Source organism: Bradyrhizobium sp. AUGA SZCCT0283, assembly GCF_018130385.1.
Classification (GTDB): domain Bacteria; phylum Pseudomonadota; class Alphaproteobacteria; order Rhizobiales; family Xanthobacteraceae; genus Bradyrhizobium.
Genome location: NZ_JAFCLU010000014.1, coordinates 161,588 through 184,411 on the forward strand (window position 1 = coordinate 161,588; position 22,824 = coordinate 184,411).

At 62.9% G+C, this 22,824-nt stretch carries 15 protein-coding genes; 6 read left to right on the top strand and 9 right to left on the bottom strand.

Annotation, left to right across the window (positions count from 1 at the left end):
* Positions 1-26: 26 nt before the first annotated feature.
* Positions 27-1,976 carry a 4-alpha-glucanotransferase gene (gene malQ / locus JQ624_RS20550; RefSeq protein WP_212420729.1) on the top strand — a complete coding sequence of 650 codons (1,950 nt, stop codon included), beginning with the start codon at positions 27-29 and terminating at the stop codon, positions 1,974-1,976.
* Between the two features lie 137 nt (positions 1,977-2,113).
* Positions 2,114-3,913, top strand: coding sequence for a glycoside hydrolase family 15 protein (locus JQ624_RS20555; RefSeq protein ID WP_212420730.1), 1,800 nt, complete (start codon positions 2,114-2,116; stop codon positions 3,911-3,913).
* 226 nt (positions 3,914-4,139) lie between these two features.
* On the opposite strand, the gene JQ624_RS20560 is transcribed toward JQ624_RS20555, so the two are convergent.
* From JQ624_RS20560 to JQ624_RS20590, 7 genes are all read right to left on the bottom strand, one after another.
* A complete protein-coding gene (locus JQ624_RS20560) occupies positions 4,140-7,907 on the bottom strand; it encodes an S-layer family protein (protein WP_212420731.1) in 3,768 nt (1,255 codons plus the stop codon).
* A gap of 395 nt (positions 7,908-8,302) precedes the next feature.
* A complete protein-coding gene (locus tag JQ624_RS20565; protein WP_212420732.1) occupies positions 8,303-9,103 on the bottom strand; it encodes a Cof-type HAD-IIB family hydrolase in 801 nt (266 codons plus the stop codon).
* A complete protein-coding gene (locus JQ624_RS20570) occupies positions 9,100-9,588 on the bottom strand; it encodes a gluconokinase (RefSeq protein ID WP_212420752.1) in 489 nt (162 codons plus the stop codon). The genes JQ624_RS20565 and JQ624_RS20570 overlap by 4 nt, the downstream gene beginning before the upstream one ends.
* A 22-nt stretch (positions 9,589-9,610) precedes the next feature.
* Entirely contained in the window at positions 9,611-10,366 is a 756-nt protein-coding gene (gene pgl, locus JQ624_RS20575; RefSeq protein ID WP_212420733.1) for a 6-phosphogluconolactonase, read from the bottom strand.
* A gap of 3 nt (positions 10,367-10,369) precedes the next feature.
* Positions 10,370-11,881 (bottom strand): glucose-6-phosphate dehydrogenase, encoded by a 1,512-nt coding sequence (gene zwf / locus JQ624_RS20580; RefSeq protein ID WP_212420734.1) that lies wholly within the window; start codon positions 11,879-11,881, stop codon positions 10,370-10,372.
* A gap of 6 nt (positions 11,882-11,887) precedes the next feature.
* Positions 11,888-12,883 carry a phosphogluconate dehydrogenase (NAD(+)-dependent, decarboxylating) gene (gene gnd, locus JQ624_RS20585; protein ID WP_212420735.1) on the bottom strand — a complete coding sequence of 332 codons (996 nt, stop codon included), beginning with the start codon at positions 12,881-12,883 and terminating at the stop codon, positions 11,888-11,890.
* Between the two features lie 12 nt (positions 12,884-12,895).
* Positions 12,896-15,742, bottom strand: a complete 2,847-nt coding sequence (locus JQ624_RS20590; RefSeq protein ID WP_212420736.1) for a bifunctional transaldolase/phosoglucose isomerase — start codon at positions 15,740-15,742, stop codon at positions 12,896-12,898.
* Positions 15,743-15,987: 245 nt separating this feature from the next.
* Between JQ624_RS20590 and JQ624_RS20595 the strand changes: the two genes are divergently transcribed.
* Positions 15,988-16,251, top strand: a complete 264-nt coding sequence (locus JQ624_RS20595) for a hypothetical protein (RefSeq protein WP_212420737.1) — start codon at positions 15,988-15,990, stop codon at positions 16,249-16,251.
* Positions 16,252-16,289: 38 nt separating this feature from the next.
* Here JQ624_RS20595 and JQ624_RS20600 read toward each other — a convergent pair whose 3' ends face one another.
* Positions 16,290-16,739 carry a DsrE family protein gene (locus tag JQ624_RS20600; protein ID WP_212420738.1) on the bottom strand — a complete coding sequence of 150 codons (450 nt, stop codon included), beginning with the start codon at positions 16,737-16,739 and terminating at the stop codon, positions 16,290-16,292.
* A gap of 72 nt (positions 16,740-16,811) precedes the next feature.
* Positions 16,812-17,417, bottom strand: coding sequence for a hypothetical protein (locus JQ624_RS20605; protein ID WP_212420739.1), 606 nt, complete (start codon positions 17,415-17,417; stop codon positions 16,812-16,814).
* A gap of 503 nt (positions 17,418-17,920) precedes the next feature.
* Here JQ624_RS20605 and JQ624_RS20610 point away from each other — a divergent pair.
* From JQ624_RS20610 to JQ624_RS20620, 3 genes are read left to right on the top strand one after another with little or no spacing between them, the layout of a single operon-like run.
* Positions 17,921-19,864: a PrkA family serine protein kinase gene (locus JQ624_RS20610; protein WP_212420740.1), complete on the top strand. Its 1,944-nt coding sequence runs from the start codon at positions 17,921-17,923 to the stop codon at positions 19,862-19,864.
* Between the two features lie 12 nt (positions 19,865-19,876).
* Positions 19,877-21,157: a YeaH/YhbH family protein gene (locus JQ624_RS20615; protein WP_212420741.1), complete on the top strand. Its 1,281-nt coding sequence runs from the start codon at positions 19,877-19,879 to the stop codon at positions 21,155-21,157.
* Positions 21,154-22,698, top strand: coding sequence for a SpoVR family protein (locus JQ624_RS20620; protein WP_212420742.1), 1,545 nt, complete (start codon positions 21,154-21,156; stop codon positions 22,696-22,698). The genes JQ624_RS20615 and JQ624_RS20620 overlap by 4 nt, the downstream gene beginning before the upstream one ends.
* The last annotated feature ends 126 nt before the right edge of the window (positions 22,699-22,824 follow it).

Genomic DNA, 22,824 nt, shown 5'->3' on the forward strand with positions numbered 1-22,824 from the left:
ATGTTTGCGTGCAAAGTACGTGCCGAATGGACCTTTTTGCTCAAGCCAAAGCCCAGGGAATCCAGACCGAGTTCCTGGACGGCCAGGGTCACCGCCGTGTGACGGACGCCGCCGCGCTCAAAATCATTCTGGATGCCTTGCCGCCGCAGGCCCCGGGACCGCTGGTCGGCCGCCCCGTAGTGGTCCGGTCCGGGCGGCCGTCGCGAACCGAGCTCCCGGCTACAGCCGGGCTTCCGGTGGAGTGGAAAATCGTTGCGGACTCAGGGCTTATCGCCAAGGGCGAGAGCTCCGATCACGCCATCGACTGGCCCAGGGAGCTGCCGCTCGGCATCTACCGGCTTCAGGTGAGCGACGCCACGACCGCCGAGGACGTGCCGCTGATTTCGGCGCCGGAACGGGCGTTTGGTGGCGAGTTCGACCGTTGCTGGCTGCTCGCGGTCCAGCTTTACGGTGTCCGCTCCGCGCGCAACTGGGGTATGGGCGACTTCACCGACCTCGCCAGCCTGATCGAATTCGCCGATCATCTCGGCGCCGACGGCATCGGCCTCAATCCGCTGCATGCCCTGTTCGACGATCGTCCGGGCGATTGCAGCCCCTATTCGCCGAATAGCCGGCTGTTTCTCAACGCGCTCTATATCGACGTCGAAAAGGTCTCCGAATTTCAGCCCGATTCCGAAACCCGCGAGGCGCTGGCGCCGTTGCGGGCAGGCGATGTCGTCGATTATTTCGGGGTCGCCGGTCTGAAGTGGCGGGCGCTGCGCAAGGCCTTTGCTGCTTTCAAGGCCAGCGCCAAGCCGGGCCGCCAACAGGATTTTGACAAATTCCGCGCCGAGCGCGGCACCTTGCTGTCGCACTTTGCCTGCTTCGAGGTGCTCCGGCATAAATTCGGCAAGCCGTGGTGGGAATGGCCGCAGGAATGGCGGCAGCCGGACGACGCCAGATGCGCCGCGTTGCGCCAGGGCGAGCACGCCGACGAAATCGAGTTCGTCGAATTCGTGCAATGGACCGCCGACCGGCAGTTGGGGGCCGCGGCCGATCTGGCAAAGCAGCTCGGCATGAAGGTCGGGCTCTATCTCGACGTCGCGGTCGGCGTGCAGGCCGACGGCTTCGATGCCTGGAACGAGCAGGTTGCGATATCCCGCCATCTCGGCGTCGGCGCGCCGCCCGATCCGCTCAACACCGCCGGCCAGACCTGGGGCCTCGCCGGCTTCAATGCCGTTGGGCTCGAGCTTGAGTCCTTTGCGCCGTACCGCGACATGCTGCGCGCCTCGATGCGCCACGCCGGCGCCATCCGGCTTGACCATGTGCTCGGGCTGAAGCGGCTCTATCTGGTGCCGCAAGGCTTCAGCGCGCGCGACGGCGTCTACGTCCAGATGCCGTTCGAGGCGCTGCTGGCGGTGACTGCGCAGGAAAGCGTTGCGAACCGCTGCGTCGTGATCGGCGAAGACCTCGGCACCGTGCCGGAAGGTTTTCGCGACCAGATCGCCGATTGGGGCATCTGGTCGTATCTCGTGATGATGTTCGAGCGCGACGATGCCGGCTCGTTCCGTCATATCGACCACTACCTGACCAATGCGCTCGTTACCTTCAACACCCACGATCTCTCGACCTATGCCGGCTGGCGCTCGTTCGGCGATCTCAAGCTGAAGCGCTCGCTCGGCATCGATCCCGGGGAGAGCGACGATGCGCGCTGGCATGCGCTGGCGATGCTGGACGACGTGCTGCGCCATCACACCATCGACCGCAACGATCTCTATTCGGTGGCGAATTTTCTGGCGCGCACCAAGTCGCGGCTGCTCGCGATCTCGCTGGAGGACCTGCTCGGGGTGATGGACCAGCCCAACATCCCCGGCACCGTCAACGAGCATCCGAACTGGCGACAGCGGCTTCCGGTGCCGATCGAGGAAATGACTTCCACGGTCGACGTCGCCGCGCTCAAGGCGGCAACCCATGAGCGGTCGCGCGCCGCGATCTGATGCAGCGTGATCCGGAAAAGTGGTTGCCGGTTTTCCCTCGCGACAAACGCGGAACGCGTTTGCGCGGAGATCATGGATGGAGGTACAGCGGGATGACAGTTCGACGAAATGCCATCCCGATGTAGCGGTGAAGCACCTTGCCGTGCCGTATCGAAGATTATGGGCTGATCGGCGATTGCGAAACCGCCGCGCTGGTCGGCCGGAACGGATCGATCGACTGGCTGTGCTGGCCGGCCTTCGATTCCGACGCCTGCTTTGCAGCACTTCTCGGCACCGAGAAGCACGGCCGCTGGCTGATCGCACCGGCGGGGGAGATTACCGGCACCTCGCGTCGCTATCGGGATGACACCCTGATTCTGGAGACTCGGTTCGAGACGGCTGACGGCGCGGTCGATCTGATCGATTTCATGCCGCCGCGCGGCAACGCCTCCGACGTGGTGCGGCTGGTGCGCGGCGTTCGCGGCAGGGTCAGGATGCACATGCAACTGGTGATCCGCTTCGGCTTCGGCATCGATATTCCCTGGGTCAAGAAGAGCGAGGACGGCTCGGCGCTGCTTGCGATCTGCGGGCAGGACATGACGGTGTTGCGCACGCCGGTGGAAACCCGTGGCGAGGACCTGACGACGGTCGCCGATTTTGAAGTAGGTGAGGGCGACACCGTTCCCTTCGTGTTCACCTACGGCCCCTCGCATCTGCCCGTGCCCAAGCCGATCGATCCTGCCTATGCGTTGAAGGACGCCGAAGCGTTCTGGACCGAATGGTGCAGCCGTTGCTCCTACCAGGGCGAATACCGCGACCTCGTGATGCGCTCGCTGATCACGCTGAAGGCGCAGACCTACGCCCCGACCGGCGGCATCGTCGCCGCGCCCACGACCTCGCTGCCGGAAAAGCTCGGAGGCGCACGCAACTGGGATTATCGATTCTGCTGGCTGCGCGACGCCACCTTCACGCTGCTGGCGCTGATGAATTCGGGCTACACGGAGGAAGCCTCGGCCTGGCACCACTGGCTGTTGCGGGCGGCGGCGGGTTCTCCCGCCAACATGCAGATCATGTACGGCATCATGGGCCAGCGCCGCCTGCTGGAATGGGAGGCCACATGGCTGCCCGGTTACGAAGGCGCAAGGCCGGTGCGGGTCGGCAACGCCGCGCACGCGCAACTGCAGCTCGACGTCTATGGCGAATTGATCGACGCCTTTCACCAGTGGCGCACCGCCAAGCTCGGACTGGATGAAACCAGTTGGGCGCTGGAATGCGCCGTACTGCAGCACCTTGCCGAACGATGGGACCAGCCGGATCACGGCATCTGGGAGCGCCGCGGCGCGGGCAGGCATTATGTCTCTTCGAAGGTGATGACCTGGGTCGCGTTCGACCGCGGCATCAAGAGCGCCGAGACGTTCGGCTTCAAGGCGCCGCTCGAGAAGTGGCGCGCGCTGCGCGACGCCATTCATCTCGACGTCTGCGCAAAGGGCTTCGATCCGGAGTTGAACGCCTTCGTCGAGTCCTATGGCTCGAAGATGCTCGATGCCAGCATCCTGTTGCTGCCTTCAGTAGGCTTTTTGCCGCCGGAGGATCCGCGCGTCCGCGGCACGCTGGTCGCGGTCGAACGGCATCTGATGCGCGACGGTTTCGTGCTGCGGCATGATCCCCGCGAAGCGGAGAAGCAACCGGCCGAAGGCGCGTTCCTCGCCTGCACGCTCTGGCTTGCCGACGCTTATGTGCTGGCGGGCGAGTTCGATCACGCGCAAGAGCTGTTTACCCGCGTTGTCGCGATCGCCAACGATCTCGGCCTGCTGGCCGAGGAGTATGATACGACCGCCTGCCGCCAGACCGGCAATTTCCCGCAAGCGCTGACGCACATCGCGCTGATCAACACCGCGCATAATCTCTGCGCGGCGAAGAAGTCGACCGAGAAGCCGGCGATGCAGCGATCGAAGTAGCGGCCGTCGTCTTGCTCTCTTGGAAGCCCGGATGAGCGCAGCGACATCCGGGGCCACTCGCGCAGCACCCCCGGATATCGCTGCGCTCATCCGGGCTACGAGTCACGGCACGCCAGGCGAAGTCGCGCGAGCCGGCATCCGTCTTCGCCGCGGCAGGCCCGGGCTGGGGTGAACCTGCCTTCATGGGAGGAGACGGCGGCCGGACACCGGCTCGCGCTTGCCGAATTCACACCAGATGGAAATCGGAAATGGTGTGCTGCTCGGCAACCGGGAAATGGGGAGACCCTTCCAGCAATCCGGAGAACAGCTCGTTCAGGCCGGGTCCCGTGGGCGATGAATCCGGATGAAGCCCAGGTGCCGGGATGTTGGGACTGCTGGCCAGCAGGCCGAATCGGTCGGAGCCCAGAAATGGGAAGACGATAAGGCCGAAGGTCGCGGAGACGTTTGCGAGGTTGGCGTGATTGCCGGCGAAATCGTCGACAACGGCGCCTTGCGCGTTGAAGCCTGTGATCGCCAGAGCCTCCGTCGCGTCGCCGGTCGCGACGGTATAATCGAACACCAGTTTCGACGGGTCACCAAGCAGCGCCGTGGCTGCCGCATTATAGACCGCCGACGCGCCGTCGTTCAGCGTAAGCGTCGGCGTGCCGCCTGTCACATGAACCGCTTCGTCGAAGTTGAGCGTGAAATGAACAACCGAGCCGGGGAGTGCTACGCCGCTGCCGGGCGAGGCGGCAATATTATTGAGGTGCGGCGCGATCGTGTCGATCTGCAGTATGCCCGCCGGATTGACGACGACGCCGGAGAGATCGGCATTGTTGCCTGAGGCATCGTGAAGCGTGGCACCATGCAGGTCCACGCCGGTGATGGCGAGGTCGGCGGTATTCTGGCCGTTCGCCACGGTATATTGGAACGTCAAAGCGGTGCTGCCGCTGCCGCCGGTCAGGGTTGCTACGCCGCCGTCATTGAGTATCAGCGTCGGCGTACCGCCGCTGACGCTGACATTCCCGTCGAAGGTGACGGTGAACGTCACGACATGGCCGGCATTCAAATCGCCGGAGCCGGCGGTAATGCCGGCACCCGAGGTCGTGACCGCCACCACGGCCGGCACCCCAAAGATGAAATCATCTGCGGAAAGATCGGCCTTCGTCACGTTCGTCAGAGTGATCGTATCGCCGCCGCCGAAATCGATGACGGTATCCGCCCCGACCTGGGTCGCGTGCGCGAGCACGTCGCTGATGCCATGGATGCCCGCGCCCGCAAACGCCCGCACGTCGATCCTGTCGGGCGTACCCGCGCCCGCGGTGAAATCGGTGAGGGTATCGGCCGCGCTGCCCGCCCGCCAGATGAACCGATCATCGCCGGTACCGCCGCTGAGCAGATCGTCGCCGTGGCTGCCCGTGATCACGTCATCGTTGGCGCCGCCGTCGATCGCAAGACGGATCTGGCCCGCGGCGAGACTCGATACGTCGATCACGTCGGCGCCGCCCAGGCCATTGATCCGCACGGTGTCGTTTGCCGCTTCCTGGCCGCTGATCGACACCTGCGCCGCCAAGCCGTTGACCAGGATGTTTTGGCCGCTCTGGGTCAGGGTGATGTGATCGGCGTTGCCGCCGGCGTTGACGATCACGGTGTCGGCGCTGCCGTCGCCGCCGCCTGCGGATGCAGAAAGGTCGATCGCGACCTGCTGGACGCCGGTGCCGGTGAGGTCGTTGACGGTGATGGTGTCGGCGCCTCCCAGAGCGCGGAACGCGATCTTCTCGGTGCCGCCGAGATCCATGCTGATGGCGGCGACGTCGCGGATAAACCGCGCGTGCGAGCCGTTGGCCGAGATATTGATTTGCTCGCCGATGTTGGCGCCGTTGAACGCCAGCGTATCGAAACCGCCCTGGCCCTCGACGATGTCGCTGCCGTCGCCGGGGTTCCAGATAAAGCTGTCGTCGCCGCCGCCAAGAAAGGCCACGTCGTTGTCGCGCCCGCCATTGACGGTATCGTTGCCCGCGCTGCCGAGAATGACATCGGCGCCGTCGCCGCCATTGATGGCAAGTGCGATTTGGCCAGCCGCCAGAGCGGAAGCATCGATCACGTCGGCGCCGGCAAGGCCGTTGATGACAAGCGCGTCGCTCGCGTCCTGGCCGCCGATTGTGACTTGGGCGGCGAGGCCGTCGACCACGATATTCTGGCCGCTCTGGCTGATCGTGACGTGATCGGTAGCAGTGGTGCCCTCGACAGTCACGGTATCGGCCGCGCCATCGCCACCGCCGCCGCTCGCGGAAAGATCGATCGCGACCTGCTGGACGTCGGTGCCGCTGAGATCGTTGACGACGATGTGGTCCGCGCCGCCGAGCACCTTGAGCTGAATTTTCTCGACGTCGTTGAGGTCCATCACGATGTTGGCGACGTCCCGGGACAGCCGGACGCGACCGCCATTGGCGGCAATGTCGATATTCTCGGCGATGTTGGCGCCATTGAAAACCAGCGTGTCAGTGCCGCTCTGGCCCTCGACCGTGTCGCTGCCGTCGCCGGGATTCCAGATAAAAGTGTCGTCATTGGCGCCAAGCAGCGCGACATCATCACCGCGGCCGCCGGTGACGGTATCGTTGCCATCGCCGCCGTTGATGAGATCGGCGCCCTGGCTACCGATGACGGTGTCATCGCCGTCGCCGGCGTCGATAGTGAGCTTGATTTGACCTGCGGGGAGGGCCGAAGCGTTGATGTTGTCGGCGCCGCCGAGCCCATTGATCAGCAGCGTATCGTTCGCCGCTTCCTGGCCGATAATCGATGTCTGTGCCGGCAGACCGTCCACCAGGACGGTCGAACCGCTCAAGGAAACCGTGATCTGATCGGCGTTGCCGGTGCCGTTGACGATCACTGTGTCGGCACTGCCGTCGCCGCCGCCGCCGCTGGCCTGCAGGTCGATCGCGACCTTTTTGACGTCGGTGCCGGTCAGATCGTTGACGGCGATGGTATCGGCGCCGCCCAACGCGTGGAAATTGATGTTTTCCACGCCGTTGAGATCCATGGTGATGTTGGCGACATCACGGGTAAATCGCACGCGCGAACCGTTGGCGGAGATATTGATACTCTCGTTGATATTGGCGCCGTTGAAGACCAGCGTGTCAGTGCCGCCCTGACCCTCGACCGTGTCGTTGCCGTCGCCGGGATTCCAGATGAAGGTATCATCGTCGTCGCCGAGCAACGCGATATCGTTGCCGCGCCCGCCGATCACGATGTCGTTGCCGGTGCCGCCGATTATCGTGTCGGCGCCATCGCCGCCGGTGATGGTGTCGTTACCGGCGCCGCCATCGAGCGTGAGCGTGATGAGGGCGGCGAGGCCATTGCCCGCCGTGATCGTGTCGTCGCCGCCATTGGCGTTGACGACCAGGTTCTCCGTGGTGCCGATGTCGAGGCTGAACGGCGCGGGGCTGACCCGATCAAACCGGACGCGCGTGCCATTAGCAACGATGGTGAATGTCTCGGAGCCGTTGCCGGCATTGACCTGAGCTGTGTCGACGTCGTCACCGCCCTCGAACAGGTCGGTGTCGTCGCCCGGATTCCAGATCATCAGGTCATTGCCGGCCTCGCCGAACACCTGGTCGTCGCCATCGCCGCCGGTCAGCGTGTCGTTTCCATCGCCACCAAACAGGAGATCGGAGCCGCCTTTGCCGAAAAGCGTGTCATTGTCTGCCTGGCCAAAAAGTTGATCGGCACCCGAACCACCGGTGAGCGTATCGTTGCCGGCGCCTCCGAACAAATCGGCGCTCGGAAGCGCGCCATTGCTTTCATCGAGGCTGACGGTGTCGTTGCCGTTCTGTCCGAATACCTGAATGAGACTGGTATTGACGACGGTCGGCGTGCCGCCCGCAATTGCGACAGCGCCGCCATTGATCAGGATATTCCCGGCCGCGTCGCGGCCGGTAACGATCGAATTGTCGAGGGTGTCGCCAAATTCCGAGAGGAGGCCGGCGGCAGGGGTGAAAGTGGCGGTAACGGCCATTGTACTCTACTCCAAATAAATTTGGGCGTCCGGCTACGAAACGACCCATAAGTTCCTGTTCGCAATAGCGATTTCAAAAGCATATTTCGGCGGGCAAAGACTTTGAGAAAACCTCCACAGACGCTTGATAAATTGGCCTTCCACGCATTCGTGAAGATGGTCCAAGCCCGCTTCTATATTTCCAATTCGGGAAAAGGCCATAATATGGCGGTGACACAATTCCAGGTGCCCGGAATCTGGGAAGATGCGCGGGATGCGTGTTTCGAGTTCATGAAAGCCCGATACCGCAGTGCGATAATTCGTGCTGTGAACGGTCTCACAGACACTGAAAAGCCAGCGGTCATCGACTTGCCGCCGCCATTCGGCAGAGGAGACGACCGACGTTCGCGGCGTCGTCAGTTCTTCAGGATCACATCGATCGCAGCGGCAAACCCGTCGCGTTCGTTGCTGTCGGTCACATGCGTCGCGTGCTGCTTGATGCCGTCCGCCGCATTGCCCATCGCAAACGAAACGCCGCTCCTGGCAAACATCGGAAGATCATTCTCCATGTCGCCGATCGTCGCCACCGCCGCGGTCGGAATGCCGAGCCGCCTAGCCATCGCTTCCACGAAGGTGCCCTTGTCGCGACCGGGCGGCGTGACGTCGAGATAATAGGTCTGCGAGCGGACCGCGGTCGCCTCCGCCCCGACGGCTTCCCGCATCGCCAGCTCGCAACGCTGCAGCAGCGCCGCGTCCGGACTGGCGCCGACGATCTTGCAGGCTTCTCCGAGATGCGGCGTGAAATCCGGAATGATGGTCGGATCAGCCTTGATCGCGCGTTTTTCGTGCGAGACGTATTCGCCGTCGGGATTGCGCGCGTACCAGCGCTCATTGGTGAACAGCCAGATATCGACGCCGAACGCATTGAGCACGTCGAGGCTGCGCTGCGTGACGGCAGGGGGGATCAAATGCTGCTCGACCGGCTTGAGTCCGGCATCGACGATCGAACTGCCGTTGAAGGCGCCGACGGTAAGCGTGATCGCAAGCGGCTCGATCAGAAAACTCATGCCGATGGTCGGCCGGCTGGAGACGATGGTGAAGCCGATGCCGGCCGCATGCAGCCCGCGCACGGCTGCCTTTGCGCCATCGGTCAGAACTTTGTCCTTCGTCAACAGGGTGCCGTCGACGTCGGAAACAACAAGCGCGATACGGGTCATTGGGGAACCAGGTTCAATTGAGTAACGATGTCATCCACGATTCGCTCGACCGGCGCATCGATCGATACAATGATCGGCCGTTCGTCCGCTCCCGGCCGCTCCAGCGTCTTGAACTGGCTGGCGAGCAGGCCCGGCGGCATGAAGTGCCCCTTGCGCGCGGCAAGCCGGGCGGCGATCAGATCCTGCGTTCCGTCGAGAAAGACGATGCGGACATCGTCGCGGCCGTGCACGAGAACGTCGCGATAGGCGCGCTTCAGCGCCGAGCAGGCGATGACGGCGCGCTCGCCAGCGGCCGAGAGGCGGTCGATCTCGTCGGCAATCGCCTGCAGCCACGGCCAGCGGTCCTCGTCCGTCAGCGGATAGCCGGCGCTCATCTTCGCGACGTTGCCTGCCGGGTGAAACCTGTCACCATCCTCGTAGCGCCAGCCGAGTCGTCCAGCGAGATGATCGGCGATGGTGCTCTTGCCCGAGCCGGAAACGCCCATCACCACCAACGCACAAGGAGTATTACTGCCCACCAAAATTCTCCGGAATCGCGGCTCGGTCCACCAGCCAGACCGTCTCGCCGGTGGATCGCGCGCGGTTGGCGGGCAGGTTCTCGGCGGCGAAGAGGCGCGTCAAGATCGCACGCTTATCCGCGCCTGCAACCTCGAACAGCATTTCGCGGCAGGAGGCGAGGGCCGGCAGCGTGAGGGTAACGCGCGGCACGAACGGCTCGACATTCGCCCGCGGTATGCCGACGACCCAGCGCGCGGTTTCGTCGAGCGCGGGATCGCCGGGAAACAGCGAGGCGGTATGACCGTCGGGGCCGACGCCCATCAGCACGAGATCGAACAGGGGATGGCCTTGATCGAGCGTGTCCGCCCCGTAAAACGACTGCAGTTCCTTTTCGTAAAGCGCGGCGCCCCGGTCGGGATCGGCCGGATCGGCGGTCGCGGTCGGAATCGGATGGATGTTTGCCGCCGGCGCGCAACTATCCAGAAAAATCGCGCGCGCCATGCCCATGTTGTTAAGCGGGTCATCCGCCGGCACGAAGCGTTCGTCGCCGATGAACCAGTGCACGCGCTGCCACGGGATCCGGCTTCGATAGGCCTCGGTCGCAAGCAATTGATAGAGCCGCTTCGGGCTCGATCCGCCGGTCAGGCAGATCGCGACGCGGCCGCTGTTGGCGGCGGTTCTGGCCAGCACGTGTTCGGCGGCGGTCGCCGCCATCGCTGCCCGATCGGCGACCGTGATCACGTGGCGGTTGTCGTTCGCGACCATTGTTCACCCGAGCTTTCGCCAGCTTCGGCCGTCGCGCTTCAACAGTTCGTTCGCTTCCTCCGGCCCTTCGCTGCCAGCCTTGTAGGTCTTCAATCCGTCGGCTCCCGCCTTCCTCCAGGCATCTAGGAACGGCTGCACCGCCTTCCAGCCGGCTTCGACGCTGTCGGCGCGCTGGAACAGGATGTTGTCGCCGATCATGCAGTCATAGATCAACGTCTCGTAGCCGGTCGAGGGTTCCGCCTTGAAATAGTCCTTGTAGCGAAACTTCATCTCGACACCGTCGATCAGGATCGAGGGGCCGGGCACCTTGGTGTTGAAGTGCAGCGCGATACCTTCGTTCGGCGCAACGCCGATCACGAGGTAATTCTGCGCCAGGCTTTCCACCGGCGTGCAGTTGAACATCGCGAACGGCGCCTGCTTGAACTTGATCGCAACTTCAGTGCGCTTGACGCCGAGCGCCTTGCCGGTGCGCAAGTAAAAGGGAACGCCGGCCCAGCGCCAATTGTCGATGACCAGCTTCAGTGCCGCATAGGTTTCAGTGGTGCTGCCGGGTGCGACGTCTTCGATGTTGCGATAGTCGGCGATCTCGCTATCTCCGATCCGGCCGGCCAGATACTGGCCGCGCACCGAATTGCGCAATGCCTCGGCCTCGCTCTGCGGCTGGATCGCGGCGAGCACGTCGGCCTTTTCCGCGCGCACCGAATGCGCGTCGAAGCGAATCGGCGGCTCCATGGCGACCAGCGAGAGCAGCTGAAACAGATGGTTCGGAACCATGTCGCGCAGCGCGCCGGTCTGGTCGTAGAAGCTGCCGCGATGACCGACGCCGAGCTGCTCGTCGACGGTGATCTGGACATGATCGATGTGGTTGCGGTTCCAGATCGGCTCGAACATGCCGTTGGCGAAGCGCAGCACCAGGATGTTCTGCACCGTCTCCTTGCCGAGATAGTGATCGATCCGGTAGATCTCGTGCTCATCGACGAGTTTGAGCAGTTCGCCGTTCAGCGCCCTTGCGGACGCGAGATCGGTGCCGAACGGTTTTTCCACCACCAGCCGCCGCCACGCGCCGTTCTCGGCCAGCATGCCGGTGCGGCCGAGCTCGCGGCTGATCGGCAGGAACGCATTCGGCGGGGTCGCCAGATAGAACAGCCGGTTGCCGCCGGTGTTTCGCGCGGCCTCCAGTTCGCCAAGCTGCTTGCTCATCGCATCGAACGAAGCCGGATCTCTCGGGTCGGCCTCGATGCAGGTAAGGCAGCCCAGCAGGCGTTGCGCGATGGCGTCGTCCACCGTTCGGGTCGCGAACTGGCGCAACCCTTTCATCAGGCTGTCGCGCAGCCGGTCGCTCGTCATGCCCTTGCGGGCGACGCCGACCAGGCAGAACCTGTCCGGCAGTAGATCGCTGGCAGCGAGGTTGTAGAGAGCCGGCACCACCAGCCGGTGCGCGAGGTCGCCGGTCACGCCGAAAATGACGAAGGAGCAGGGATCGGGCTTCTTCTGCGCTATCTGACCGACCGCCATGGTTGCTCAGGCCTTCGTGCCAGGTTTTTTCGGCGGCTCCTTGTGGCCGCCGAAACCTGCCCGCATCGCGGACAGGATCTTTTCCGCAAAGGTGTGATCCTTGCGCGAACGGAAGCGCGCATAGAGTGCCGCCGTCAGCACTTCCGCCGGCACGGCCTCGTCAATCGCGGCATTCACGGTCCAGCGGCCTTCGCCGGAATCTTCCACAAAGCCGGAGTAGTTATCCAGCGTCTGGCTTTCCGCCAGTGCGGACGCGGTGAGATCGAGCAGCCAGGACGGGATCACGCTGCCGCGCCGCCATACCTCGGCTATATCGGCGATGTTCATGTCGAAGCGATGTTCCGGCGGTAGCGCCTCGATATTGGCGTTCCTCAGGATGTCAAAGCCCTCGGCATAGGCCTGCATCAGGCCGTATTCGATGCCGTTATGGATCATCTTGACGAAGTGTCCGGCGCCGGACGGGCCGGCGTGGATGTAGCCCTGCTCGATACGCGGGTCGCGGCCCTCACGCCCCGGCGTGCGCGGGATGTCGCCGATCCCGGGCGCCAATGTCTTGAAGATCGGATCGAGCCGGTCCACCACCGCCTTGTCGCCGCCGATCATCATGCAATAGCCGCGCTCGATACCCCAGACGCCGCCGCTGGTGCCGACGTCGAGATAATGCAGGCCCTTTGCCTTCAGCGCCGCGCCGCGGCGGACGTCGTCCTGCCAGAACGTATTGCCGCCATCGATGATGACGTCGCCGGGCTGCATCAGCTTTGCCAATGCCTCGATGGTCGCCTCGGTGATCTTGCCTGCCGGCAGCATCACCCAGGCGGTGCGCGGCTTCTCCAGTTTCGCCACGAAATCTTCCAGCGTGTTGGCGCCGGTTGCGCCTTCCGCTGCGAGCGCGGCCACCGCCTTCGCATCCTTGTCGTAGACCACGGCGGTGTGGCTGCTCTTCATCAGCCGGCGGACGATATTGCCGCCCATCCGGCCGAGCCCGATCATGCCGAGTTGCATAGCCTGACTTTCCTAGCTGAGCGCTTCCGCAATCGCGGCATCGAGTGCGGACAATCCAGATCCGAGGTCGCCCTTGAGATGGACGCGCAGCGCGCGCCGCCCACGTTCGGTGAGCACGTCGAAATCACCGCGCGCCTGCGCCGCCTTGATGATGCCGAAACTCGCCTTCTGTCCGGGCACCGGCAAATCCTCGGCATCATCGGCCGTGATCTGCAGGAACACGCCGCTGTCGGGGCCGCCCTTGTAGGCCTGTCCGGTGGAGTGCAGGAAGCGCGGGCCGAATTCAGCGCAGGTTGCGACGTGACGGGTGTCGCGCACCGCGAGCCGCATCTTCTGCAGCGAGCCGATCGTGCCGGGGTCTCGCGCGATATAGGCGAGTAGGGCGACATAGTTGCCGCTCTCCGATCGCGAAAGATGCGCTCTTATCCACGAGCCGAGCGTGCCGTCCGCGCCGGCCTTGCGCAGCTCGGCAGCGTTATGCGCGTCGGTGTAGAGATCGGCCTCGTCGGTCGAAATCACCGGCTTCTCCGCAGGCAGCGAGCCGGTCTTCTCGAACGCGCCGGTCAATTCGCGGGTCTTGATCTTGGCGGCTTCCACGTCGGGCTGGTTGAACGGATTGATGCCGAGGATCGCGCCCGCCACGGCAGTAGCCATCTCAAACCGGAAAAATTCCTGGCCGATGTGGTCGATCGACTTCATCACGATGCGGACCACGGGATGTCCGGCCGCCTCGAGCGCTTTGAGCCGGTCATCATGCGAGGCGTCGTCTTCGCCTTCGGTGCGGATATCGATGAAGAAGCGGTCGCTGCCGTAAAGCGCGGGACCGCCGAGCGGCTCGCCGTCGATCGGGATCAGACCCTTGCCGTCCTTGCCGGTGGACTCGGCGATCAGTTGTTCGGCCCAGGCGCCGAAATCGGCGACCTTCTCCGACGAGGTGATCGTCACCTTGTCGCGGCCTTCGAGGCCCGCCAGACCCATCGCCAGCCCGAGCTGCACGCCGGGGTTTTCATGCGGCGGCACGTCGGCGCCGCAGGAGCGCACCATCGCAAGCGCGTGCGTGATCAGGCTGCGAACGTCGATACCGGCGGCAGCCGCCGGCACCAGCCCGAACGGCGACAGCACGGAATAGCGGCCGCCGATCGCAGGATCGCCGTGGAAGATGCGGGCAAAGCCCTGCTTGATCGCGACCTTCTCCAGCGACGAACCGGGGTCGGTGACGGCGATGAAGCGGTGCCCGGCCTTGTCCTTGCCGATGGTCTTGGAGACACGATCGAAGAAATAATCCTTCATCACGTTCGGTTCGGTGGTGCCGCCCGATTTGCTGGAGACAATGAACAGCGTGTGGGCGAGATCGACCGTATCCTCCATCGCGCGCACCTGCGCGGGATCGGTCGAATCCAGTACATGCAGCTTCGGGAAGCCGGATTTTTTGGCAAACGTTTCCGCCAGCACCTCCGGCCCAAGGCTCGAGCCGCCCATGCCGAGCACCACGGCGTCGCTGAAATTCTGCCCCTTCACGCGGCGGGCAAAATCCTCGTAATCGGCGACGTCGGCGGCCGCTGGGCTGTTCAGCCAGCCCAGCCATTTGTTCTCGTCGTCATCGGTCCAGACCGATTTGTCCTTCTGCCAGAGGCGGCGGATTGTAGCCGATGCACGCCAGTCCTCGGTGCTCTTCTCCACGGCCTTCCTGATGCCATCGCCGAGCGCGAGCTGCTGGCGGTCGATGCCGCCGCCGAGCGAAGCGGCACGCTTGTTCGCCACCGCGCCATAGAGCTTGTCGGCGGCATCCGCAAACAGCTTGACGCCGTCCCTGACCAGCTCCGCGGTGATCGCGTCGAGCGAGATGCCGGACTTTTCGAGCTCTTCCAGCACGCGCCTTGCGTCCTCGATATTCTCCTCGAGGCTGTCGCGCAGCTTGCCATGGTCGCGGAATGCATCGAGCGTTGCCGGCGGCACGGTGTTGACGGTGTTGGGGCCGATCAGTTCCTCGACATACAGCACATCGCTGTAGTCCTTGTTCTTGGTGCCGGTGGACGCCCACAGCAAACGCTGCGGCTTGGCGCCCTTGGCCGCGAGCTTCTCCCAGCGGGGGCCTGCAAACAGCCGCTTGTAGTCCTGATAGGCAAGCTTGGCGCTGGCGATCGCGACCTTGCCTTTCAGCGCGCTCAGCCGCTCCTTCTCGCTGGGATCATTGGCTTTTGCGATCTTGTCGTCGAGCTGCTTGTCGACCGCGGTATCGATGCGGCTGACGAAGAAAGACGCGACGCTGGCGACAGGCGCGGGATCGCCGCCCTTGGCGACGTATTTTTCGAGGCCCGCGATATAGGCCTCCGCCACCTCGCGATAGACCTCCTGCGAGAATAACAGCGTGATGTTGATACTGATGCCTTCGCCGATCAGATGTTCGATCGCGGGCAGGCCTTCCGGCGTGGCCGGCACCTTCACCATCAGGTTCTGCCGCTTGACGTCCTTCCAGAGCCGTTCGGCTTCCGCAATGGTCCCCTTGGTATCCATCGCCAGATAGGGCGAGACCTCGAGGCTGACGAAACCGTCGTCGCCGTTCAAGCGGTCGTACGCCGGGCGCAGCACGTCGGCGGCGTTCTGGATGTCTTCGATGGCGAGCGCCTCGAACAGGTCGGCGACGGGGCGGTCGCCCGCCTTCAGGGCGTGACCGATCGCGCCGTCATACTCGTCCGAACTGCCGATCGCCTTTTCGAAGATCGAGGGGTTCGACGTCACGCCCTTGACGCCGTCGGTATCGATCAGCGCCTTGAGATCGCCGTTGGCGACGAAGCCGCGGGCGAGGAAGTCCAGCCAGACCGCCTGGCCATGGTTTTCGAGTGCTTTGACGGGATTCATGGTGCCTGTTCTGTTCGGTCGGTTTTTGGGTTTCCGGCACTTTCGGGGGCAGGGCCGGAAAGTCAACATTTGGTTGGACTTGCCGCCGGATGGAATGGGACGGTCCGGGACGATAACGCCATCGGCGGCGGTTCGATCCCGAAAATGGCTGGTCTTGCGGGCATCTATACGACCGGATCGGTCGAACCGGCTTTCGCAATGGCGACACCAACGGGCACATGCACGAAGTCGTGAAGGAGGCCGTCATGAGCCGTCATTTCTCGTCCCCCGCCTGCCTCCTGCTGTTGTGTGGCCTGCTCGCGCCTGGCGCGACCACGGCGGAAGCGGCCGGCATCGGCGTGTATTTGAGGGTTCATGCGCAAAACATTCCGCTGGCGGTTGCAGGGGGACACAACCCGCATGTCGGCGGGGGAGCGGGCGCGCAGGCGCCGTCGCGACTGAATCCGAACACAAGAAGTATTCAGCTCGATACAGCGGGCGAAAGTACGGCGACCAGATCGCCCAAATGAGCGAGCGACGTGAAAGGTTCACGTCAATCGGCGGCGCCTCAAGGTCGGAGGTAAAGATAGCCCTGCGATTGCAGCTCGGCGATCCGCACCACGCCGCCCCGCTCGGCGGCTATGAAACCCGGCAGTAAATCCTTCAGCGCGACATTCTGCGACTTCATGGTGTTGCCGCAGGCGGCGAGTTCGAGGCCGGCTTTGGAGAATTGGCTGACGCGCTTCGAAAGATCGGGATTGGCGGCTGCCGAATGAAACGCCCGCAACGCCGGGCCATGAATCACCAGCGCGATCGTGATATGGTCGGGACCGCCGACGCCGTCGAGATGGTTCTGGATGTTGCCCAGCACGAAGCTGACCTTGTCGAGATCGTTGAGGTGATAAACCACTTTCAATTTCGCCGGAGGTGCTGCCTCGCTAACCGCGTTGGCGCGAGAGGCGGCAAAGGCTGCGCCGAAAGCCGAAATCGCGCCCCACAGGATACTGCGTCGATGCATCAAATCTCTCCGACCAAAGTGGTGTGGGTCACAGACCTAAGTAGTGAGGCATACCAACCTATGTAGTATGGCTCATTTGTGCCGGAGTGCCGCAAGCTCCTTGCGATCCGTCACCAACTCGGAGCATTCGTGCAGATCGGAGCGATCAACGCGGAAGATCTTGTCGTCGGCGCCGGCGACCAAATCGTTACTGGCGTCGTCGTCGGCCTTGTTGCGTTCCCAGATCCTGATCCGCTCCAGCCGGATCAGCGCGGATTTGTCGTCCTTCATCGCCACTTCAATGCCGCCGCCTTCGCAATCGACGCCGCAGCCAAGTCGAATTTCGCCGCCGCTGTTTCCGGCAACGATGTGATTGCAGTAGCCGCTGGAATCGAAATTGCCGGCGCGGTGGCGATATTTGAAGCCGAGGCGGAACGAATAATTGACGGTCTTGTCTTCCGGCGCGTGCTCGGCCGTCACCAGCAGCTTCATCGCGCTGACCTTCTGCTTCGGATGCTGCGCCAGATGGCTGGCGTCATAACGACGCACGAAGCAGGCATAGGTCTTGTGGTTGGGCGGGCCGCCGAACATTTGAGCATCGAAGGCGGTGGCTTTAGCTTTGTCGACGCCTTCCTGGGCGTGACAGGCATGGGCTCCGATGACGGAGGCAACGGCGGCGACGATGCAGGCGTATTTCATGGCAGACTCGGGTTAAACGCGCGGCATGTTACTTTAGTTGCAGTGGGCGCCGGGTGCGTTCAACACCCAGTCCGCGATGAACGCGTGTTAATCTTGGCCATATTTGCCGCTGACCGGCCGTCCGAAGGTCAAAAAAGGCGCCCGTTATCGCGCGTTCGGGCCGTTCAGAACCCCGAATTACTCCGTTTGGCTGTTTGGGGTTTGCCAGGCGGATGCAGATTCGAGCCGCGCGACCGCTCACATTCCTTAAAAAACCCCTTACATGATGCTCAGTACTTACCCGGTGAAAATGTTGCAGCACGGCTACAACGCGAGCGAAATGGCACCGTATCTTTACGAGGAGGAGGCCCTTAGCATGACTATTGCATTGCATTGTGAAGTGGCTCGCGTGTCCAATCAGTACATGTGCTGATGGTGATTCGCGAACGGAAGCTGCGACGCTCCGAGACTGGAACCTGAGCGGTGCGTCCGGCATTTTACAGGTGACCATGGAGAGACGGATCATGTACAACGATTCTCTGTTCAATGCTTTCGCCCGGTCCTTCGAAGCCCGAAGTCAGACCGATATGTCGATGGCGGAATATCTGGAGTCGTGTCGAAGCGATCCGATGCGATATGCCAACGCCGCCGAGCGATTGCTAGCTGCGATCGGTGAGCCTCAGATGATTGACACGGCCAAGGACCCTCGCCTTGGCCGTATCTTTTTGAACCGCACGATGCGGCTGTATCCGGCCTTCGCCGGCTTCTACGGGATGGAAGACACGATCGAGCGCATCGTAGGCTTCTTCCGCCACGCGGCGCAGGGCCTCGAAGAGCGCAAGCAGATACTCTATCTGCTCGGGCCTGTCGGTGGCGGAAAGTCCTCGCTTGCCGAACGCCTCAAGTCGTTGATGGAAGTCCACCCCATTTACGTGCTGAAGGCCGGCGACGAACTCAGCCCGGTGTTCGAAAACCCGCTCGGCCTGTTCGATCCGGAAGCGCTCGGTCCGATGCTCGAGGAGAAGTACGGCATTCCGCGCCGCCGCCTCAGCGGACTGATGAGCCCGTGGTGCTACAAGCGTCTCGAATCCTTCGGCGGCGACATCTCGCAATTCCGCGTTGCCAAGATCCAGCCGTCGCGGCTGCGCCAGATCGCGGTCGCAAAGACCGAGCCCGGCGACGAAAACAACCAGGACATCTCGTCGCTGGTCGGCAAGGTCGACATCCGCAAGCTGGAGACCTACGCCCAGAATGATCCCGACGCTTACAGCTACTCGGGCGGCCTCAATCGCGCCAACCAGGGCATTCTCGAATTCGTCGAAATGTTCAAGGCGCCGATCAAGATGCTGCATCCGCTGCTGACGGCAACACAGGAGGGCAACTATATCGGGACCGAGAACATCGGCGCGATCCCTTTCACCGGTATCATTCTCGCCCACTCCAACGAGGCCGAATGGCAGAGCTTCAAGACCAACAAGAACAACGAGGCCTTTATCGACCGCATCTGCGTCATCAAGGTGCCGTATTGCCTGCGCGTCACCGAAGAGCAGAAGATCTACGAGAAGCTGATTCAGAGCTCCGAACTGGCCACCGCGCCGTGCGCCCCGGCCACGCTGGAAACGATGGCGCGCTTCTCGGTGATGTCGCGGTTGCGCAAGCACGAGAACTCGACTGTCTTCGCCAAGATGCGGATCTACGACGGTGACAGCCTGAAGGAGTCCGATCCAAAGGCGCGCAGCGTTCAGGAATACAGGGATGCTGCCGGTGTCGATGAAGGCATGGACGGCGTTTCGACACGCTTCGCCTTCAAGGTTCTCGCCGCGACTTTCAATCACGACACCAGTGAGATCGGTGCCGACGCGGTCCATCTGATGTATACGCTGGAGCAGGCGATCCGGCGCGAGCAGCTTCCCGACGAAGTCGAGAAGCGTTATCTCGAGTTCATCAAGGCCGAACTGGCGCCGCGCTATGCCGAATTCATCGGGCACGAGATCCAGAAGGCCTATCTCGAATCCTATTCGGATTACGGCCAGAACCTGTTCGATCGCTATGTCGATTATGCCGATGCCTGGATCGAGGATCAGGATTTCAAGGATCCCGACACCGGACAACTGCTCGATCGCGAACTGCTCAATCAGGAGTTGACCAAGATCGAGAAGCCGGCCGGCATCGCCAATCCCAAGGACTTCCGTAACGAGGTCGTCAAGTTCTCGCTGCGGTCGCGCGCCCAGCACGGCGGCAAGAATCCGACGTGGACCAGCTACGAAAAGATTCGGGAAGTGATCGAAAAGCGGATATTCTCCCAAGTTGAGGATCTGCTGCCCGTCATTTCCTTCGGCTCGAAGAAGGACGGGGAGACCGAAAAGAAGCATGGCGAGTTTGTCGCGCGCATGGTCGAGCGTGGCTATACCGAGCGGCAAGTTCGCCGGCTCGTCGAGTGGTACATGCGCGTAAAACAGGCTGGCTGAGGCGGATGAAACGTGGCCATTCACATTGTCGACCGGCGCCTGAATCCGGGTAGCAAGAGTCTCGAGAATCGGCAGCGCTTTCTGCGCCGGGCCAAGGCGCTGGTTCAAGGGGCCGTGAAGAAATCGTCGCAGGACCGGGACATCAAGGATGTCATGGAAGGCGGCGTGGTCAGCGTCCCGATCGACGGCATGGAAGAGCCGCGCTTTCGCCGCGAGGGCGGCACGCGCGACATGGTACTGCCCGGAAACAAGAAGTTCGTCGAAGGCGACATGCTTCCGCGACCGAACCAGAGCGGCGGCAAGGGGAGGGGCGCGGGCGAGGGCGACAGCGAAGACGCGTTCCGCTTCGTTCTCAGCCGCGACGAGTTTGTCGACCTGTTCCTGGACGACCTGGAATTGCCCGATCTCGCCAAGCGAAAGCTGGCCGAGGTCGAAAGCGAGGGTATTCGCCGGGCGGGTTACACAACATCCGGCTCGCCCGCCAATATTTCGGTGAGCCGAACGGTCAGTCGCGCCCTAGCGCGTCGCGTCGCGCTGCGGCGGCCGAGGCCGGAGGTGCTGGCAGCCCTCGAGGCAGAGCTTGCGGATTGCACCGACGAGGCGCGCCGCACAGAGCTGATGGCCGAGATCGAGGCCCTGAAGGCCAAGATAAGCCGCATCCCGTTCATCGATCCGATCGACATCCGCTACCGGCGTTTCGAGACGGTGCCGAAGCCCGTGGCGCAGGCCGTCATGTTCTGCCTGATGGACGTCTCCGGTTCGATGACCGAGCATATGAAGGATCTCGCCAAGCGCTTCTACATGCTGCTCTACGTGTTCCTGAAGCGGCGCTACCGCCACGTCGAGATCGTTTTCATCCGGCATACCGACCGGGCCGAAGAGGTCGACGAGCAGACGTTCTTTCACGGACCGGCTTCCGGCGGCACGCTGGTGTCGAGCGCGTTGCAGGCGATGCATGACATCGTGCGGTCGCGGTTCAAGCCGGCGGACTGGAATATCTATGCCGCGCAGGCGTCCGACGGCGACAATTCCTACGCGGACGGCGAGGTCACCAGCCGGCTCCTGACCGACAAGATCCTGCCGGTCAGCCAGTTTTTTGCCTATCTGGAAGTCGGCCAGGAGAACGGCCTGTCCTACGAAATGCCCAATTCGTCGCTGTGGACCCTCTACGAGGGCCTGCGCGCGAGCGGCGCGCCGCTGTCGATGCGCAAGGTCAACGAGCGCAGTGAGATCTTCCCGGTATTTCACGATCTCTTCCAGCGCCGTAGCAAGCAGGAAAGGAGCGCGTCATGACCGCGACCGACCGACTGCTGTTTCAGGGAGCGGACTGGGACTTCCGGACGTTGCAGCGGATCTGCGACGCCTGCGAACAGGTTGCGCGGGACGAGTTGGGGCTCGATGTCTATCCCAACCAGATCGAGGTCATTACCGCCGAGCAGATGCTGGACGCCTATTCGTCGGTCGGCATGCCGCTGTTCTACAAGCATTGGTCGTTCGGCAAGCACTTTGCCTTTCAGGAGGCGTCCTATCGCAAGGGGCTGATGGGGCTGGCCTACGAGATCGTCATCAACTCGTCGCCGTGCATTTCCTACCTGATGGAAGAAAATACCGCGACGATGCAGACGCTCGTGATCGCGCATGCCGCCTTCGGCCACAATCATTTCTTCAAGAACAACTACCTGTTCAAGCAATGGACCGACGCCGACGGCATTCTGGATTATCTCGAATTCGCCAAGCGCTACGTGGCGCATTGCGAGGAGCGCCACGGCCGGCTGGCGGTCGAGCACACGCTCGATGCCGCGCACGCTCTTATGTCGCACGGCATTGATCGCTATCCCGGCAAGAAGAGTCTCGATCTTCGCGCCGAGGAAAAGCGGGCGGGCAGGCGCCGCGCCCATGAGGAGGGCGCCTTCAACGATTTGTGGCGCACCGTTCCGGCCGGCAAAGTGAAGAGCGACGCGATACTGGACGTCGAGCGCCGTCGCCAGATGCTCGGTCTGCCGCAGGAAAACCTGCTGTATTTTCTCGAGAAGACGGCGCCACGCCTGCGTCCCTGGCAACGCGAAATACTGCGGATCGTGCGGCACATCGCGCAGTATTTCTATCCGCAGAGCCAGACCAAGGTGATGAACGAGGGCACGGCGACCTACGTTCACTATCAGATCATGAACCGGCTGCATCAGCAGGGACGGCTGACGGACGGAAATTTCCTCGAATTCCTGCAGTCGCACACCAACGTAGTGTTCCAGCCCGAGTTCGACGACCCGCGCTATTCCGGCTTCAATCCGTATGCGCTGGGATTTGCGATGATGCAGGACATCGAGCGCATCGTCACCAATCCGGATGCCGAGGACCGCGAGTGGTTTCCGGATATCGCCGGCAAGGGCGACGCAATGGGCGTGTTGCGCGACGTCTGGGCCAATTATCGCGATGAAAGCTTCATCAGCCAGTTCATGAGCCCGCGGCTGATGCGGCACTTCCGCATGTTCCATCTGCATGATGATCCGGAGAACCGCTCCGGCATTCTGGTCGACGCCATCCACAACGAGCGCGGCTACCGCCGGCTGCGGCGCGAACTGGCGCGACAGTATGATGTCGGCTTCATCGACGCGAACATCGAAGTGGTCGATGTCGACCTTGCCGGCGATCGCCGCCTGATGCTGCGCCATACCGTGGTAAAGGGCGCCCAGCTCACCGAAGCCGACACCAAGCGCGTGCTGCAGCACCTTGCCGATCTCTGGAGCTACGACGTGTCGCTCGTCGAGGTCGACACGTCCGGCAAGGTCTTGAAGGAGTATGTCGCAAACCCGCGGAGCATCGCCGCGGCAGCGTAGCTACCCGCGGCAGCACAGAGCCCGGTTCTGATTGTATCAGAACCGGGCTCTAAAGCGGGATGGGGTTAGGTTGAATCGATTTGGGATTCCCAAATCAGCGGGCTTCTGATTCACCATGCTGGCTGG

Bases quoted from the DNA above. Each gene is read 5' to 3' on its own strand.
- JQ624_RS20565 (WP_212420732.1), bottom strand. From the start codon at position 9,103: ATGACCCGTATCGCGCTTGTTGTTTCCGACGTCGACGGCACCCTGTTG.
- JQ624_RS20610 (WP_212420740.1), top strand. From the start codon at position 17,921: ATGTACAACGATTCTCTGTTCAATGCTTTCGCCCGGTCCTTCGAAGCC.
- malQ (WP_212420729.1), top strand. From the start codon at position 27: ATGGACCTTTTTGCTCAAGCCAAAGCCCAGGGAATCCAGACCGAGTTC.
- gnd (WP_212420735.1), bottom strand. From the start codon at position 12,883: ATGCAACTCGGCATGATCGGGCTCGGCCGGATGGGCGGCAATATCGTC.
- JQ624_RS20620 (WP_212420742.1), top strand. From the start codon at position 21,154: ATGACCGCGACCGACCGACTGCTGTTTCAGGGAGCGGACTGGGACTTC.
- pgl (WP_212420733.1), bottom strand. From the start codon at position 10,366: ATGGTCGCGAACGACAACCGCCACGTGATCACGGTCGCCGATCGGGCA.
- JQ624_RS20605 (WP_212420739.1), bottom strand. From the start codon at position 17,417: ATGAAATACGCCTGCATCGTCGCCGCCGTTGCCTCCGTCATCGGAGCC.
- JQ624_RS20560 (WP_212420731.1), bottom strand. From the start codon at position 7,907: ATGGCCGTTACCGCCACTTTCACCCCTGCCGCCGGCCTCCTCTCGGAA.
- JQ624_RS20600 (WP_212420738.1), bottom strand. From the start codon at position 16,739: ATGCATCGACGCAGTATCCTGTGGGGCGCGATTTCGGCTTTCGGCGCA.
- zwf (WP_212420734.1), bottom strand. From the start codon at position 11,881: ATGGCGGTCGGTCAGATAGCGCAGAAGAAGCCCGATCCCTGCTCCTTC.
- JQ624_RS20570 (WP_212420752.1), bottom strand. From the start codon at position 9,588: ATGGGCGTTTCCGGCTCGGGCAAGAGCACCATCGCCGATCATCTCGCT.
- JQ624_RS20590 (WP_212420736.1), bottom strand. From the start codon at position 15,742: ATGAATCCCGTCAAAGCACTCGAAAACCATGGCCAGGCGGTCTGGCTG.
- JQ624_RS20595 (WP_212420737.1), top strand. From the start codon at position 15,988: ATGAGCCGTCATTTCTCGTCCCCCGCCTGCCTCCTGCTGTTGTGTGGC.